The organism is Streptomyces sp. NPDC051578, from assembly GCF_044454045.1.
GTDB lineage: Bacteria > Actinomycetota > Actinomycetes > Streptomycetales > Streptomycetaceae > Streptomyces.
Window position 1 is genome coordinate 46,974 of the sequence record NZ_JBITDH010000001.1, and the last position, 15,800, is coordinate 62,773.

13 protein-coding genes and 1 riboswitch are annotated in these 15,800 nt (G+C 74.0%); of the genes, 8 read left to right on the forward strand and 5 right to left on the reverse strand.

Going from position 1 to position 15,800, the window contains the following annotated elements:
• Positions 1-250: 250 nt before the first annotated feature.
• From ACIA6C_RS00255 to ACIA6C_RS00265, 3 genes are all read right to left on the reverse strand, one after another.
• The gene (locus ACIA6C_RS00255) at positions 251-1,030 is read right to left on the reverse strand and encodes an enoyl-CoA hydratase/isomerase family protein (protein ID WP_399271798.1); all 780 of its coding nucleotides are present in this window, start codon (positions 1,028-1,030) and stop codon (positions 251-253) included.
• Positions 1,031-1,148: 118 nt separating this feature from the next.
• Positions 1,149-1,370 carry a helix-turn-helix domain-containing protein gene (locus tag ACIA6C_RS00260; RefSeq protein ID WP_005319113.1) on the reverse strand — a complete coding sequence of 74 codons (222 nt, stop codon included), beginning with the start codon at positions 1,368-1,370 and terminating at the stop codon, positions 1,149-1,151.
• A 385-nt stretch (positions 1,371-1,755) separates the two neighbouring features.
• Positions 1,756-3,354, reverse strand: coding sequence for an ABC-F family ATP-binding cassette domain-containing protein (locus ACIA6C_RS00265; RefSeq protein WP_190181943.1), 1,599 nt, complete (start codon positions 3,352-3,354; stop codon positions 1,756-1,758).
• A gap of 296 nt (positions 3,355-3,650) precedes the next feature.
• On the opposite strand from ACIA6C_RS00265, the gene ACIA6C_RS00270 reads away from it, so the two are divergent.
• On the forward strand, positions 3,651-4,541 hold the full coding sequence (locus ACIA6C_RS00270; protein ID WP_399271800.1) for a neutral zinc metallopeptidase: 891 nt from the start codon (positions 3,651-3,653) through the stop codon (positions 4,539-4,541).
• Between the two features lie 107 nt (positions 4,542-4,648).
• Complete coding sequence (locus ACIA6C_RS00275; RefSeq protein WP_361137972.1) at positions 4,649-5,044, forward strand: VOC family protein; 396 nt, start codon at positions 4,649-4,651, stop codon at positions 5,042-5,044.
• Positions 5,045-5,132: 88 nt separating this feature from the next.
• Here the strand turns inward: ACIA6C_RS00275 and ACIA6C_RS00280 are convergent, their stop codons facing one another.
• Both ACIA6C_RS00280 and ACIA6C_RS00285 read right to left on the reverse strand, forming a co-directional pair.
• Positions 5,133-6,629 carry a hypothetical protein gene (locus ACIA6C_RS00280; protein WP_399271803.1) on the reverse strand — a complete coding sequence of 499 codons (1,497 nt, stop codon included), beginning with the start codon at positions 6,627-6,629 and terminating at the stop codon, positions 5,133-5,135.
• Between the two features lie 117 nt (positions 6,630-6,746).
• Complete coding sequence (locus tag ACIA6C_RS00285) at positions 6,747-7,877, reverse strand: alpha/beta hydrolase (RefSeq protein WP_399271805.1); 1,131 nt, start codon at positions 7,875-7,877, stop codon at positions 6,747-6,749.
• A 341-nt stretch (positions 7,878-8,218) separates the two neighbouring features.
• On the opposite strand from ACIA6C_RS00285, the gene ACIA6C_RS00290 reads away from it, so the two are divergent.
• The 6 genes from ACIA6C_RS00290 (at position 8,219) to cobO (ending at position 15,794) form a co-directional block, all read left to right on the forward strand.
• Positions 8,219-9,484 carry an anion permease gene (locus ACIA6C_RS00290; RefSeq protein ID WP_399271807.1) on the forward strand — a complete coding sequence of 422 codons (1,266 nt, stop codon included), beginning with the start codon at positions 8,219-8,221 and terminating at the stop codon, positions 9,482-9,484.
• 28 nt (positions 9,485-9,512) lie between these two features.
• On the forward strand, positions 9,513-9,734 hold the full coding sequence (locus ACIA6C_RS00295; RefSeq protein ID WP_361137969.1) for a hypothetical protein: 222 nt from the start codon (positions 9,513-9,515) through the stop codon (positions 9,732-9,734).
• A 258-nt stretch (positions 9,735-9,992) separates the two neighbouring features.
• Positions 9,993-10,079, forward strand: a riboswitch (cobalamin riboswitch).
• A gap of 58 nt (positions 10,080-10,137) precedes the next feature.
• Entirely contained in the window at positions 10,138-11,112 is a 975-nt protein-coding gene (locus ACIA6C_RS00300) for a cobalamin biosynthesis protein (RefSeq protein WP_399271809.1), read from the forward strand.
• Positions 11,109-12,632 (forward strand): cobyric acid synthase, encoded by a 1,524-nt coding sequence (locus ACIA6C_RS00305; RefSeq protein WP_399271811.1) that lies wholly within the window; start codon positions 11,109-11,111, stop codon positions 12,630-12,632. Before ACIA6C_RS00300 ends, ACIA6C_RS00305 begins: the two co-directional genes overlap by 4 nt.
• Positions 12,633-13,098: 466 nt before the next feature.
• Positions 13,099-15,195 (forward strand): putative cobaltochelatase, encoded by a 2,097-nt coding sequence (locus ACIA6C_RS00310; protein ID WP_399271813.1) that lies wholly within the window; start codon positions 13,099-13,101, stop codon positions 15,193-15,195.
• Positions 15,195-15,794 carry a cob(I)yrinic acid a,c-diamide adenosyltransferase gene (gene cobO, locus ACIA6C_RS00315; protein ID WP_399271815.1) on the forward strand — a complete coding sequence of 200 codons (600 nt, stop codon included), beginning with the start codon at positions 15,195-15,197 and terminating at the stop codon, positions 15,792-15,794. The genes ACIA6C_RS00310 and cobO overlap by 1 nt, the downstream gene beginning before the upstream one ends.
• Positions 15,795-15,800: the final 6 nt, after the last annotated feature.

Consider the following 15,800-nt stretch of genomic DNA (forward strand, 5'->3'; position numbering starts at 1 on the left):
TGAGGCGCGGGGTCTGGGGCGGAGCCCCAGGGAACCCGGGTGGTGCCCGGCGGGGGCCGGAGTGGGCCGGCGGCCCCGGAACGGCAGGGGCAGCCACGCGTCTCTTCGAGCGTGCGGACTCACGCCCGCCGTAAGCGCGGAACCCCTCCGCCGCCCCGAGGACGCGCTACGCCGGGCGGATCGGAGGGGTTTCGGCGGCTCGGCCGGAGCGGCCGGCAGAGGGGCCGGCGGGGCAGCCGGGGCCGGTGGGTCAGTCGGAGAGGCCGGCCAGGTCCCGCAGGCGGCGGCCCTGCGCCGCGCGTTCGGCGCTGCGCTGGGTGTCGTAGGGGCGCGACGTGGCGTCACGGAGCAGCGCCTTCGTCTCGATGACCGCGTCGCGCGGCGGGGCCAGCAGGGCCGTCGCCAGGTCCTGGACGGCGGCGTCCAGCTCGTCCACGGGGACCACGAGGTTCGCGAGGCCGACGCGTTCGGCCTCTTCGGCGTGCACGAAGCGGCCCGTCGCGCAGATCTCCAGCGCGCGGGCGTACCCGACCAGCGCGGTCAGCGGCTGGGTCCCGGCCAGGTCGGGCACCAGGCCGAGGCTGGTCTCGCGCATGGCGAACTGCACGTCGTCCGCGACCACGCGCAGGTCGCACGCGAGCGCGAGCTGGAAGCCGGCGCCGATCGCGTGACCCTGCACGGCGGCGACGGAGATGATGTCGTTGCGCCGCCACCAGGTGAAAGCCTCCTGGTACTCGGCGATGGTGGCGTCGAGCAATTCCTCCGAACCGCGCGCCAGATCGAGGAAGGACGGCTCACCCTCGAAGCCCTCGGGCGTGAACGCCTGGCGGTCGAGTCCGGCGGAGAAGGACTTGCCTTCGCCGCGCAGCACGACGACCCGGACACTGCCCGGCAACGACCGTCCGGCCTCCGCCAAAGCCCGCCAGAGCGCGGGGGACTGAGCGTTTCGCTTGGCCGGATTGGTCAGTGTCACCGTGGCGACCGTGTCGTCCACGGTGAGCCGTACGCCGTCCTTGTCGAGCAGAGCCATCTCGGTGCCTCCGGTGTGCAGCGGCCGGCAATCCCGGCCTAAGTGACTGCACAGTAACCACCCGGTCGGCCGCATGGCCGACCGGGGGCCACCGAAGAACCGTCCGCGACGGCCAGGGTCAGGCCGAGGCCGCCTTCTTGCCGCGCGTCGCGCCGCCGCGACCGCGCAGCACGACTCCGGACTCGCTGAGCATCCGGTGGACGAATCCGTAGGACCGGCCGGTCTCCTCGGCCAGCGCCCGGATACTCGCACCGGAGTCGTACTTCTTCTTCAGGTCTGCCGCGAGCTTGTCGCGCGCGGCGCCGGTTACCCGGCTACCCTTCTTCAGAGTCTCGGCCACCCGTGCCTCCTCATGGGAAGTGCGCTCTGGACTTCTCATGATCACCCCTCCCCGCCATCCTGGCCACCCATTCAGCAAGGTCGGTACGACGGCATTTCCCGAGGAGTGGACGCGCGAGCAGAACGGAATCTCCCGTTCCGCCACATGACCTCCGTCACACTCCCCCGCTCGCGCAAGGAATCACCAGGTCAGGGGCACGGCGCCGGAAAGTGGACGGGCCCCGGACACGTACCCGTACGGGCACGGCCGGGGCCGTCGTGGCGGTGCGGCGGTATGAGACCGCCTCACTCAGATGATGGATCACGCGTGGGCCGAATGATCCATAAGGAACTGGATCAACGTCGTGGAGGGGCCCGGCGAGGGTCCGCGCGGGGCCCCGCGCGTACTAGGCGAGCGCCACGAGGTCCCGGTAGTCCGGGCCCCACAGGTCCTCCACGCCGTCCGGCAGCAGGATGATCCGCTCCGGCTCCAGCGCCTCCACGGCGCCCTCGTCGTGCGTGACGAGGATGACCGCGCCCTTGTACGTGCGCAGCGCGCCGAGGATCTCCTCGCGGCTGGCCGGGTCGAGGTTGTTGGTGGGCTCGTCGAGCAGGAGGACGTTCGCGGAGGAGACGACCAGGGTGGCCAGCGCCAGACGGGTCTTCTCGCCGCCGGAGAGGACGCCCGCCGGCTTGTCCACGTCGTCGCCGGAGAACAGGAAGGAGCCGAGCGTCTTGCGGACGGCGACCAGGTCCAGGTCGGGCGCGGAGGAGCGCATGTTCTCCAGGACCGTGCGCTCGGGGTCGAGCGTCTCGTGCTCCTGGGCGTAGTACCCGAGCTTGAGGCCGTGTCCGGGGGTCACGGTGCCGGTGTCCGGCTTCTCGGTGCCCGACAGCAGGCGCAGCAGCGTCGTCTTGCCGGCGCCGTTGAGGCCGAGGATCACGACGCGCGAGCCCTTGTCGATGGCCAGGTCGACGTCGGTGAAGATCTCCAGCGAGCCGTAGGACTTCGACAGGCCCTCCGCGGTCAGCGGGGTCTTGCCGCAGGGCGCCGGGTCCGGGAAGCGGAGCTTGGCGACCTTGTCGGAGACGCGGACGGCCTCCAGGCCCGACAGCAGCCGCTCCGCCCGCTTGGCCATGTTCTGCGCGGCGACGGTCTTGGTCGCCTTGGCGCGCATCTTGTCGGCCTGCGAGTTGAGGGCCGCGGCCTTCTTCTCGGCGTTCTGACGCTCGCGCTTGCGGCGCTTCTCGTCGGCCTCGCGCTGCTGCTGGTAGAGCTTCCAGCCCATGTTGTAGACGTCGATCTGGGCGCGGTTGGCGTCCAGGTAGAACACCTTGTTGACGACGGTCTCGACCAGGTCGACATCGTGGGAGATCACGATGAATCCGCCGCGGTAGTTCTTGAGGTAGTCGCGCAGCCAGACGATCGAGTCGGCGTCGAGGTGGTTGGTGGGCTCATCGAGGAGCAGGGTGTCGGCGTCCGAGAAGAGGATCCGGGCGAGCTCGACGCGGCGGCGCTGACCGCCGGAGAGGGTGTGCAGCGGCTGGCCGAGCACCCGGTCGGGCAGGCCGAGGGCGGCCGAGATGGTGGCGGCCTCCGCCTCGGCGGCGTAGCCGCCCTTGGTCAGGAACTCGGTCTCCTGGCGCTCGTACTGCTTCATCGCCTTGTCGCGGGTGCCGCCGGAGCCGGTGGCGATGCGCTCCTCGTTCATGCGCATCTTCTTGATCAGCACGTCGAGCCCGCGCGCGGAGAGGATCCGGTCGCGGGCGAGTACGTCGAGGTCGCCGGTGCGCGGGTCCTGCGGCAGGTAGCCGACCTCACCCGAGCGGGCGATGGAGCCGGCGGCGGGCTGGCCCTCGCCCGCGAGGCACTTGGTGAGGGTGGTCTTGCCCGCTCCGTTGCGGCCGACCAGGCCGATGCGGTCGCCCTTGGCGACGCGGAAGGAAGCGGACTCGATGAGGACGCGGGCGCCGGCGCGCAGCTCGATGCCGGTGGCGGTGATCACGGAAATACTCCAGGGCGGTGGGGACGGCGGAAGGGGGGCAGGGACGCGCGAGGCTTCGACGCCGCTAATCCGCGAGGAGATTTGCCATGAGGACATTCTAACGGGGGCGCGCAACCACTTTTCGGGGCGCCCGGCGGCCCGCGCACCCCCGGCCGGGTCCTCCGTTCGGCGCACGGATCCCCCGGGCCCGCCGGGGCACGTATCAGTACGGATCCCCCGGGCCAGCCGGGGCACGTATCAGTGAGGACGTGGCGGCCGCCGCAGGGGCGGACACCCGGGAGCGAGGACGGTGCGGGATGCAGTTCGACGACGACGCCGATCTGGACACGTCGGAGGTCTCGGACCAGCGCGGCAGCCGCATCCCCGGCGGCCGGGCCACGATCGGCGGCGGCCTGGTCGGTGTGATCGCCCTGGTCCTGGGGCTGCTGCTGGGTGTGGGACCGGACGAGCTGGGTCTGTCGGGCGGGAGCCCGCAGCCTGCGTCGACCCCCTCGTCCGCCGCGCAGGTGCAGCAGACCTGCCGGAAGGGCCACGACGCCAACACCCGCGAGGACTGCCGGCTCGTCGCCGTGACGAACAGCACGCAGGACTACTGGCGCCAGGAGTTCCAGCGGCGGGGCGCGCGGTACGTCCCGGCCTCGACGGTCTTCTTCACCGGCCGGGTGAACACCGCCTGCGGTCCGGCCACCGCGGCGGTCGGCCCCTTCTACTGCCCGGGTGACCGGAAGGTCTACCTCGACCTCGGCTTCTTCCAGGAGCTGCGGACGAAGTTCGGCGCGCGCGGCGGGCCCTTCGCCCAGGCGTACGTGGTCGCCCACGAGTACGGGCACCACGTCCAGGACATGACGGGGGTGCTGCGCAAGTACCAGGACGGGCAGCGGGGCGAGAACAGCAACTCGGTCAGGGTGGAACTGCAGGCCGACTGCTACGCGGGGGTGTGGGCCCGCAACGCGACGCGGACCCCGGACGAGTCCACCGGACGCCCGTTGATCACCAGCCTGACCGACCAGGACATCAAGGACGGCCTGGACGCGGCGGCAACGGTCGGCGACGACCGGATCCAGCAGGCGGCCCAGGGGCGGGTCACCCCCGAGACCTGGACGCACGGCTCGGCGCAGCAGCGCCAGCAGTGGTTCTACGAGGGCTACCGGACCGGTGACATGGCCCGGTGCGACACCTTCCGCTGACTGTCGGCGGGGCCTGCCATGCTGGGGCCGCGGGTCGAAGTGGCCGCCCCGCCGGTCACATGACCGCTGATCCGCACACGCGCACCGCACGAGAGGGAGTGATCGTCATGGCAGGTGTCCCGTCCATCGTTCCGACGCTGCTCTACCGCGACGCCAAGGCCGCGATCCAGCAGTTGACCGAGGCGTTCGGGTTCACGCAGGTCGCCGTCTACGAGGGTGAGGACGGCACCGTGATGCATGCGGAGCTGTCGTACGGGAACGGCGCCGTGATGCTCGGCAGCAAGGGCCGCGGCGGGGCCTTCGACAAGGCCATGGCGGACGGCGGCCCCGCCGGGGTCTACGTCGTCGTGGACGACGTGGACGCCCACCACCGCAGGGCCGCGGAGCACGGCATGGAGATCGTGATGGAGCCGACCGACCAGGACTACGGCTCGCGGGACTACATGGCCCGCGACGCCGAGGGCAACATCTGGAGCTTCGGGACGTACGCGCCGCAGGTCTGACCCCGGCGGCGCGCACCTCTGTACGCCTGCACGCGCGTCCGCCTGTCCGTCCGCACGTCCCGCGGTGCCATCCGCACGTCCCGCGGTGCTAGGCGCCACCGGTGTGGACCTGGAAGGCGGCCCGGCGGACCGCCTTGGCCAGGGCCGGGTCGGGGTGGGCGGCGGCCAGGGCGACCAGGACCTGCACGGTCCGGGGGTGGCCGACCGCCCGGACCTCGTCCAGCAGCCTGGGCACGGTGGTGCGCACGGCCGAGTCGAGGTGGCGGGCCAGGAGTTCGGCTTCGCCGTGGTCCGCGATGGCCGCGGCGGTGTCCACCCACAGCCAGGTGGACTCCTCGGGGGTGAGGACGTCCTGCGCCTCGTCGGGGTCCACCCCGTCGTGCTCGGCGAGCCACAGCAGGGCGTAGGGCCGCAGCGCCGGATCGCGGACGGCGCCGCGCACGTCGGGTTCGGCGGGGGCGCCGACCACGCGCAGCGCCTCGAAGGCGAGGCCGCGCAGCAGGGCGTCCTCGCCGCGGGCGGCCTGGAGCAGTTCACTGACGGCGTGCCCGACGGGCCGGGCGGCGAGCCAGGCCTGGTACTCGGCGCGCGCGGGGCCCGGGGTGAGCCGGGCGCAGCCGTGCAGCATGGCGGCGGCGGACTGTTCGATGTTCCCGGCGGGGCTCTGCGCGGCGACGCAGATCTGCTCCAGCTTGACCCAGACGGCCCAGCTGCCGAGCGGGGTGAGGGTGGCCCGGGCGGGCCCGAGGGTGACGGCGTCGACCGCGGCGAGCCCGCCGAGCGCCCAGCGCAGCAGCCGGGCCAGGGGAACCGGGGGCGCGGGGCCGGTCTCAGGGGCGGAGGGGACTGCCTGGGCGGTGAGCGCCACCACCGGGCCGTCGTGCGCGGCGGGGTCCGCGGCGCAGGCATCGGTGGCGGAGGCATCGGTGGCAGCGCCCTCGTACGGGACCTCGCACCGTTCGTCGCGCAGTTCGGTCACCCGCTGGCCGAGCAGGTCCAGCAGGTCCGGAACGGTCACCGGACCGGCGGACAGCTGGAGCAGGGACAGCAGTTGGGGCATGGCCTCGACGACCTCGGCCACCGCGGCGGGGGCGATGTCGGCGGGGGCCGGGTGGACGAGCGACCAGGCGTCGAAGAGGGCGACCCAGCCGCGCAGGACGGCGGTGTCGTCACGGTCCCAGGCGCGCAGGCGCCAGCCGGGCCGGGCGTGGCCGCCGTGCACCTCGACCAGGCCGGAGAGACGGGCGCGGTCCCAGCCGACCCGGATCTGGCCGTGCGTCAGGCGCAGGTCCTCCGCGGCCCGTTCGACGTCGGCGGCGGGCAGCGCGCCCGCCGGGGCGGGCCTGCCCCCGTCCCCGGCACCGAGGTGGCGTTCGGCCCAGCGGGCCAGCCGTACCGCGTCGGCGAGTGAGGCCCGGGCCCGGTTCGCCAGGTCGGCCGTCGCGGGGGTGCCCGCCGGGGGCCGGGGGGCGGTCCGCGTCCGCCGGTCGGTCACCGCCTTGCGGGCCGCGGCGACGGAGCGCGGGGAGACGAGTCGGAGTCTGGAGTCGCGAGCCAACTGCTCATCAGGCTTTCGGGACGTCACGGAAGCAGTCTCGCCCGTCACTGGCCGAAAGCCCAAACGGAATGGGTCGTTGCTGTGGGTGACCCGGCACGCATACCGGGACAAGACGACCACGGCACCCCGTCCGCCACAGGGCTTTCACATAAGAGGGGTCAGGAATCGGCGCAGGGTTTCCTCGTACACCTCGGGGCCGGCGTTCCACATCGCCCCGTGCGGGGCGTCCCTGACGGCCTTCAAGGTGACGAGGTCGGGGCGGGCCGCCGCGAGCCGGCGGGAGGGCTCCCAGGGGGCGAGCGCGTCGTCGGGCCCGTGGAAGATCAGGACGGGCATCCGCAGCAGGCCGGGGTCGGCGCCCGGGGGGCGCCGGTCGACGCGCAGGCCCGCGCGGCCCTCGGCGGCCCGGAGCACGAACGGCATCAGCGGAGCCGGGGTGCGCCGGGCCGCGGCCAGGGCGCGCAGGGTGGCGTGCCAGTCGAGGACCGGGGAGTCCAGCACCAGTCCGGAGATCCGGTCGGCCAGCGCCGAGCGCTCGGCGGCGTGCAGGGCCATCGTGGCGCCGGTGGACCAGCCGTGCAGGATGACGCGGCGGGCGCCGTAGCGCAGGGCGTAGCGGATGGCGGCGTCGACGTCGCGCCACTCCGACTCGCCGAGGTGGCCGACGCCGTCGGGCGGGCGGGGGCCGCCCAGATCGCCCCGGTAGGCGAGGTCGAGGACGGGCAGCCCGTGGCGGTGCAGGAACGGCATCACGACCATCGGGTGTTCGCGCGTGCCGCCGAGCCCGTGCACGGTGATGATCCAGGTGTCCCGGGCCGCCGGGACGAACCAGGCGGGCAGCGCACCGAGCTCGCCGGGGACGTCGACGTCGGCGTGGTCGAGCCCGAGGGCCGTGCGCGGGTTGCCGATGTGGACCTGGGGGGTGAGGAAGACCCGGGTGCCGGGGTCGAGGCTGCCGTGGGTGACGGCGAGGAGGCGGCGTACGACGGTGTCGGGACCGTGCGGCACCCCGGTGAGGACGGGGCCGACCACGGCGTGCACTCCGGGGGCCTCCAGGCCGTACCGGCCGGGGCGCAGGGACGCCAGGGAGCGGGTCAGGACGACCCGGCCGGCCGCGGTGGCGTGGACGGTGAGCCGGGGCACTCCCGGCAGGGGGCGGCCCGGTTCGGGGCGCAGGGCCGCGTCGGCGGCGTACCGGCCGGCCGCGACGACGGCCGCTGCGGCACCGATCAGGGTCGTGGTGACGGCCGCTGCCGTCGCTGTGGCGGTACGCACCGCTCCAGTGTCGTGGCCCGGTGGCGTACGGGCCACTGGAGGAGATCATTCCGCAATCGCCGGCTAACGGTCCGTAACGATTCCGCTTGACCGGATCGGGACGTGATCTGGGTCTCGTCACGAGGGGGGCGCAAGGCGGCCGAGCCGGTCGAAATGCCTTCCGGACCGAGGCGTCCACCCGCCTTGACGTGCCCTTATCGCGGGATCTGCGGCCGAATCGGGAGGAAGCCCCCGATCGGGCGCCGGGACGGGACACCGCTCGACCCCCCTCAGTTCATCTTCCGTTCACCCAGGTTGCCTACGGTCGCCGAACCACTGACGCCAAACAGAAGCCTGGGTAAATGGAGCACATAACGCTTCTCCTCGGGATCGTGATCATCACCGCTCTCGTGTTCGACTTCACGAACGGTTTCCACGACACAGCCAACGCGATGGCGACCACCATCTCGACCGGCGCTCTCAAGCCCAAGACGGCGGTGGCCATGTCCGCCGTCCTCAACCTCGTCGGGGCGTTCATGTCCGTGGAGGTCGCCAAGACGATCTCCAAGGGCCTGGTCAACGAGGAGGGCATCCAGCCAGAAGTGATCTTCGCCGCCCTGGTCGGCGCGATCCTCTGGAACCTCGTCACCTGGCTGGTCGGGCTTCCCTCCAGCTCCTCCCACGCCCTGATGGGCGGCCTGATCGGCGCCGCGGTCGCCTCGGCCGGCCTCGGCGCGGTCAACGGCAGCGTGGTCGTCACCAAGGTGCTCATCCCCGCGGTCGCGGCCCCCATCGTGGCCGGTGTGGCCGCCATGCTGGCCGCGAGGCTCACGTACAAGCTCGGTGGCAAGGTGGGCGGGAAGACCTCCACCAAGGGCTACCGCGCCGGTCAGATCGCCTCGGCCGGTCTCGTCTCCCTCGCGCACGGCACCAACGACGCACAGAAGACGATGGGCATCATCACCCTCGCGCTCGTCGCGGGCGGCGCCCTGGAGTCCGGTGCGAACCCGCCGGTCTGGGTCATCATCTCGGCCGGCATGGCCATCGCGACGGGCACCTACCTGGGCGGCTGGCGCATCATCCGCACCATGGGCAGCGGCCTGACCGACCTCCAGCCGCAGCAGGGCTTCGCGGCCCAGACCTCGGCCGCGAGCGTCATCCTGGCCTCCTCCAGCCTCGGCTTCTCCCTCTCCACCACCCACGCCTGCTCCGGCGCGGTCATGGGTGCGGGCCTGGGCCGCAAGGGCGGCGTGGTCCGCTGGTCCACCGCCACCCGGATGTTCATCGCCTGGGGCCTGACCCTCCCGGCCGCCGCCCTGGTCGGCGCCGGTGCGGAGCTGGTCATGCGGACCGGCAACGTCGGCGTGGCCGCCGTCGTGGTCTTCCTGGTCGCCTCCTGCGCCGCGATCTGGCTCATCTCGCGCCGCCAGGTCGTCGACCACCACAACGTCACGGAGCCGGCCCGGGACGCCGCCGAGGCGCCCGGTGTCGTCACCACGGCGATGGCCGCCGTCACCGTCCCGCCGATCGCCGTCGCCGGTACCACGGCCGCTGTGACCGACGAGGACCTCAAGGCCACCATCCCGGCGGCCGCCCCGGCACCCGCGGCCCCGGCCGCCGCGGTCTGACCCCGAGAACGACAGAGGAATCAGCGGTATGAAGATCGACTGGGCAGCACTCGGCTCCGTCTTCGGGGTCAGCCTCTCCGCCACCGTCGCCCTCGTGGCCCTGTTCACCCTGGGCCTGGTGGGTCTTTCCAAGCACGAGACCGCCACCGAGCAGGGCGGGACCGCGACCGCGGCCCGCAGCGGCGCGTACGCGTGCTTCGCGCTGTGCGGCCTCGCCGTGGCCTACGCGATCTACCTGATCGTCAGCTGACACGGACCCGGCGCGTCGGCTGACCGGGAAACGACGCACGGACCGGCGCGCGGACCGGCGCGAGATCTGACGCGAGATCCGACGCGCCGGACGGACGCCGGCCGAGGCGCCGGACACCGAGAGCTCCCCGCGGGATTGCCGCGGGGAGCTTTCGCGTACCCCCGCCCCGGCCGCCCCGTCCCCTCGCCGCAGGTCAACGGCAAGTTGACGGGCGTTCGCGGTGCGTGGTGGACTGCCCGAGCCAATACGGCGGCATGGAGAGGAAGTCCGGTGCGAATCCGGCGCGGTCCCGCCACTGTCACCGGGTAGCGCACGCCGTCCGTGCGCCCCGGGAGCCAGGAACTCTCGCCGCCGGACACGTCGAACCAGGGCGCGGACCCTGAGCGAGGACATACCTGCCACCATGCGTGCCGACCGCGTATTCGCGTACGGCGCCACGGCGGGCCTGATCGGCGACCGGATCCTCGGGGATCCTCGCCGCGGGCACCCCGTGGCCGCCTTCGGACGAGCCGCCGCCGCCCTCGAACGCGCCCTGTGGCGGGACGACCGGGCACGGGGCGTGATCCACACCCTGACGTGCGTGGGGGGCGTGGCCGCCGTCGGCGCGCTCGGCGCGCGCGCCGTGCGCTCCCGGCCCGCTGCCGCCCGTATCGCCCTGACCGCCGCCGCCACCTGGGCCGTCGTCGGCGGCACCTCGCTCGGCCGGGAGGCCCGCGCGATCGGCGGGGCGCTGGCCGCCGGGGACGCCGAGGTGGCCCGGGAGCGGCTGCCGCACCTGTGCGGGCGCGACCCGCAGGCCCTGGACGAACAGCAGCTGGCCCGCGCCGTCGTGGAGTCGGTCGCCGAGAACACCTCCGACGCGGTGGTCGGGGCGCTGGTCTGGGGCGCCCTCGCGGGCGTGCCCGGACTGCTGGCGTTCCGTGCCGTCAACACCCTGGACGCGATGGTCGGCCACAAGTCGCCGCGCCACCTGCGCTACGGCTGGGCCTCGGCCCGGCTCGACGACGTGGCGGGCTGGCCCGGGGCCCGGCTGACCGCGCTCGCCGCCGTACTGGCCGGGCCCGACCGGCGGGGAGCCGTACGCGCCTGGCGCGCCGACGCCGCTGCGCACCCGAGCCCCAACGCCGGTCCGGTCGAGGCCTCGTTCGCCGGGGCACTGGGCGTACGCCTCGGCGGGACGCTCGCGTACGGCGGACGGGTCGAGCACCGGGCCGTGCTGAACGGCGCCGCCGGCCGGCCGGTCGAAGTGGCGGACATCGAGCGGGCGGTACGGCTGTCGCGTCAAGTGACGTGGGTGGCACTGGGGGCGTGCGTGGCACTGCGGTGTGCGGTGACGCGATGGCCGGTCGCGCGCCGGTCGAGGAAGGGGCGGGCATGAGCAACGGTTCGAAGCGGGGCGGCGGTCTGCTGGTCGCCGGGACCACGTCGGACGCGGGCAAGAGCGTGGTCACGGCGGGCATCTGCCGCTGGCTGTCCCGGCAGGGCGTGAAGGTGGCGCCGTTCAAGGCGCAGAACATGTCGCTGAACTCGTTCGTCACGCGCGAGGGCGCGGAGATCGGCCGGGCGCAGGCGATGCAGGCCCAGGCCGCGCGCGTGGAGCCGACCGCGCTGATGAACCCCGTGCTGCTCAAGCCCGGCAGTGACCGCAGCAGCCAGGTGGTGCTGCTGGGCAAGCCGGTGGGGGAGATGAGCGCGCGGGGCTACCACGGGGGGAGGCAGGAGCAGCTTCTCGGGGTCGTCACGGACTGCCTGGAGCAGCTGCGGGGCACGTATGACGCCGTGATCTGCGAGGGGGCGGGCAGTCCGGCCGAGATCAACCTGCGCCGGACCGACATCGTGAACATGGGCATCGCGCGGGCCGCGCGGTTCCCGGTGGTGGTGGTCGGGGACATCGACCGGGGCGGCGTCTTCGCCTCCTTCTTCGGGACGACGGCGCTGCTGTCGCCCGAGGACCAGTCACTGATCGCCGGCTATCTGGTGAACAAGTTCCGCGGTGACGTCTCGTTGCTGGAGCCGGGCATGGAGATGCTGCGCGGGCTGACGGGGCGGCCCACCTACGGTGTGCTGCCCTACCGGCACGGGCTGGGCATCGACGAGGAGGACGGCCTGAGGGTCTCGCTGCGGGGCGCGGTACGGGAGTCCGTGGTCGCCCCTCCCGTCGGCGAGGACGTGCTGCGGGTCGCGGTGTGCGCGGTGCCGCTGATGTCGAACTTCACCGATGTGGACGCGCTGGCTGCGGAGCCCGGGGTCGTGGTGCGGTTCGTGGACCGGCCCGAGGAACTGACCGATGCCGACCTGGTGGTGGTGCCGGGGACGCGGGGCACGGTGAAGGCGCTGGCGTGGCTGCGCGAGCGCGGTCTGGCCGACGCCCTGGCCGCGCGGGCGGCGGCCGGCCGGCCGGTGCTGGGGATCTGCGGCGGGTTCCAGGTGCTGGGCGAGCGGATCGAGGACGAGGTGGAGTCCCGTGCGGGCACCGTCGACGGCCTGGGGCTGCTGCCCGTACGCGTCCGCTTCGAGCGGGAGAAAACCCTGGCGCGGCCGGTGGGTTCGGCGCTGGGCGAGGCCGTGGAGGGGTACGAGATCCACCACGGGGTGGCCGAGGTGCTGGGCGGGACGCGGTTCCTGGACGGCTGCCGCGTCGGCGAGGTGTGGGGCACGCACTGGCACGGCTCGCTGGAGTCGGACGGCTTCCGCCGGGCGTTCCTGCGGGAGGTGGCCTCCGCCGCGGGGCGCCGGTTCGTTCCGGCGGCGGATACGTCGTTCGGCCTGCTGCGGGAGCGGCAGCTGGACCTTCTCGGGGACCTGATCGAGGAGCACGCCGACACCGGCGCGCTGCTGGCGCTGATCGAGGGCGGCGCCCCGGCGGGCCTCCCCTTCCTCCCCCCGGGCGCTCCATGAGGCCCCCGGCCCTGCGGGAGCCGCTCCCCCAGCCGCCCTTCCCCCGTTCTCCGGAGCTCCGCCGACCCCTCGCCGGCGCGGCGCCGCCGCCGGGGGCCGGTCCCCGGACCGCCGCGCCTCACATGCCGGCGGGGCTGCATGGTCCCGCTGGGCGGGCCGGACGGCGCGCGGCGCCCTTGCGGCAGCGTGTGGGGCTGCTGCCCCCGGACGGAGTCCGGGGGAGTTCGAGGCGCGGGGTCCCGGGCGGAGCCCCGGGGAACGGGCGGAGGCCGGGTTGGGGACAGCGCCGCGCAGCGGCACCCCGCAGCGCGCCCGCGCATCGCACCCGGTCCCAGGCGGCCCCCGGCGGCCCGGCAGCCCGGAGCCGCCCCGCCGCAGCTGCGCGCATCCGCCCCCCGGCCGGCGCCCCGCGCCCCCACGACCGCCCGCGAACCCGTACCCGTACCCGCACAAGGAAAGGCACCGCATGAGCACCCCTTACCCGTTCACCGCAGTGGTCGGCCAGAGCGACCTGCGCCTCGCGCTCCTGCTCAACGCCGTGAGCCCGGCGGTCGGCGGTGTGCTCGTGCGCGGTGAGAAGGGGACCGCCAAGTCCACCGCCGTCCGCGCGCTGTCCGCGCTGCTCCCGCAGGTGGACGTCGTACCCGGATGCCGGTTCTCGTGCGCACCGGGCGCCCCCGATCCCGCCTGCCCCGACGGCCCCCACGAGCCCGGCCCCGGCACCGCCCGTCCCGCGCGGATGGTCGAGCTGCCCGTCGGAGCCTCCGAGGACCGCCTCGTCGGCGCCCTCGACATCGAACGCGCCCTCGCGGAGGGCGTGAAGGCCTTCGAGCCGGGCCTGCTCGCCGACGCCCACCGCGGCATCCTCTACGTCGACGAGGTCAACCTCCTCCACGACCACCTGATCGACCTCCTCCTGGACGCCGCCGCGATGGGCGCCTCCTACGTCGAGCGCGAAGGCGTCTCCGTCCGCCACGCGGCCCGCTTCCTGCTCGTCGGCACGATGAACCCCGAGGAGGGCGAGCTCCGCCCGCAGCTCCTGGACCGGTTCGGGCTGACCGTCGAGGTCGCGGCCTCGCGCGAGCCCGCCCAGCGCGTCGAGGTGGTGCGCCGCAGACTGGCGTACGAGGACGACCCCGCCGGTTTCGCGAGCCGCTGGGCCGACGACGAACGCGAGGTCCGGGCCCGGGTGGTCGCCGCGCGGGCGCTGTTGCCGAAGGTGGTGCTCGACGACACCTCCCTGCTCCGGATCGCCGCCACCTGCGCCGGCTTCGAGGTCGACGGCATGCGCGCCGACATCGTGATGGCCCGCACCGCGACGGCCCTGGCCGCCTGGGCCGGGCGGACCGAGGTGCGCAAGGAGGACGTGCGGCAGGCCGCGCTGCTGGCGCTCCCCCACCGGCGCCGCCGCAACCCGTTCGACGCCCCGGGCCTGGACGAGGACAAGCTGGACGAGATCCTGGACCGGTTCCCCGACGAAGAGCCGGAGCCCGACCCGGAACCGGAGCCGGAGCCGGAGCCCGGGGGCCCGGACGACGACGGTGACGGCCCGGGCGACGGACCCGACGGCGGCGGGCAGCAGCCCCCGCAGGACGGCGGCCCCGGCCAGGCGTCCGAGACGCCCCCGGCGGAGCCCCGGCCCGACGCCGACTCACCGGAACCGGCCCGCGCGGACGCCCCCGACTCCCCCGCTGCCGCGCCCGAACAAGCGCCCGTGCGGGCCGCCGAGCCCTTCCGGACCAAGGTCCTGAGCGTGCCGGGCCTCGGCGAGGGCGCGGCCGGCCGCCGCTCCCGCGCCCGGACGGCGCACGGCCGCACCACCGGCTCCCGGCGCCCCCGCGGCCAGCTGACGAAGCTGCACCTGGCGGCGACCGTCCAGGCCGCCGCGCCGCACCAGAAGGCGCGCGGGCGCAGCGGGCGCGGGCTGGTCGTGCGCAAGGACGACCTGCGGCAGGCGACCCGCGAGGGCCGTGAGGGCAACCTCGTCCTGTTCCTCGTGGACGCCTCGGGGTCCATGGCCGCCCGGCAGCGCATGAGCGCGGTCAAGGGCGCCGTACTGTCGCTGCTGCTGGACGCCTACCAGCGGCGCGACAAGGTCGGTCTGATCACCTTCCGCGGCCGGACCGCGGAGCTGGCGCTGCCCCCGACCTCCTCCGTGGACGCGGCGGCGGCCCGGCTGGAGCAGCTGCCCACCGGCGGCCGGACCCCGCTGGCGGCCGGTCTGCTGAAAGCCCACGAGGTCCTGCGGATCGAGCGGCTGCGGGACCCTTCGCGCCGGCCGCTGCTCGTGGTCGTCACCGACGGGCGGGCCACGTCGGCCGGCGCGCTCGGCGGGGACCCGCGCGAGCTGTCGGGGCGCAGTGCACGCATGCTGGCCGCGCAGGGGCTGACCTCGGTGGTCGTGGACTGTGAGACGGGCCCGGTCCGGCTGGGGCTGGCCGGGGCGCTGGCCGCCGACCTCGGCGGCCCGGCCGTCACGCTCGACGGGCTGCGGGCCGACTCGCTGGCCGGCCTCGTGAAGAACGTACGTACCGCATCGGACAGCTCCAGGAGGGCCGCGTAATGCCGCAGGGACAGCCGACCGTCGTTCCGGACGACGGACTCACGACGCGTCAGCGCCGCAACCGTCCGCTCGTCTTCGTCCACACCGGCCCGGGCAAGGGCAAGTCGACGGCGGCCTTCGGGCTGGCGCTGCGCGCCTGGAACCAGGGCTGGTCGATCGGGGTGTTCCAGTTCGTCAAGTCGGCGAAGTGGAAGGTCGGCGAGGAGAACGCGCTCAAGGTGCTCGGCGCTTCCGGCGAGGGCGGCCCGGTCGCCTGGCACAAGATGGGCGAGGGCTGGTCCTGGGTCCAGCGCGACGCGCAGCTCGACAACGAGCAGGCGGCGAAGGAGGGCTGGGAGCAGGTCAAGCGGGACCTGGCCGCCGAGACCCACCGGCTGTACGTGCTGGACGAGTTCGCGTACCCCATGCACTGGGGCTGGATCGACGTGGACGAGGTGATCGAGGTGCTGCGCACCCGTCCGGGGACCCAGCACGTGGTCATCACCGGCCGCAACGCGCCGCAGGAGCTCATGGAGTTCGCCGACCTGGTCACCGAGATGACCAAGGTCAAGCACCCCATGGACGCGGGCCAGAAGGGCCAGAAGGGCATCGAGTGGTGACCTCGC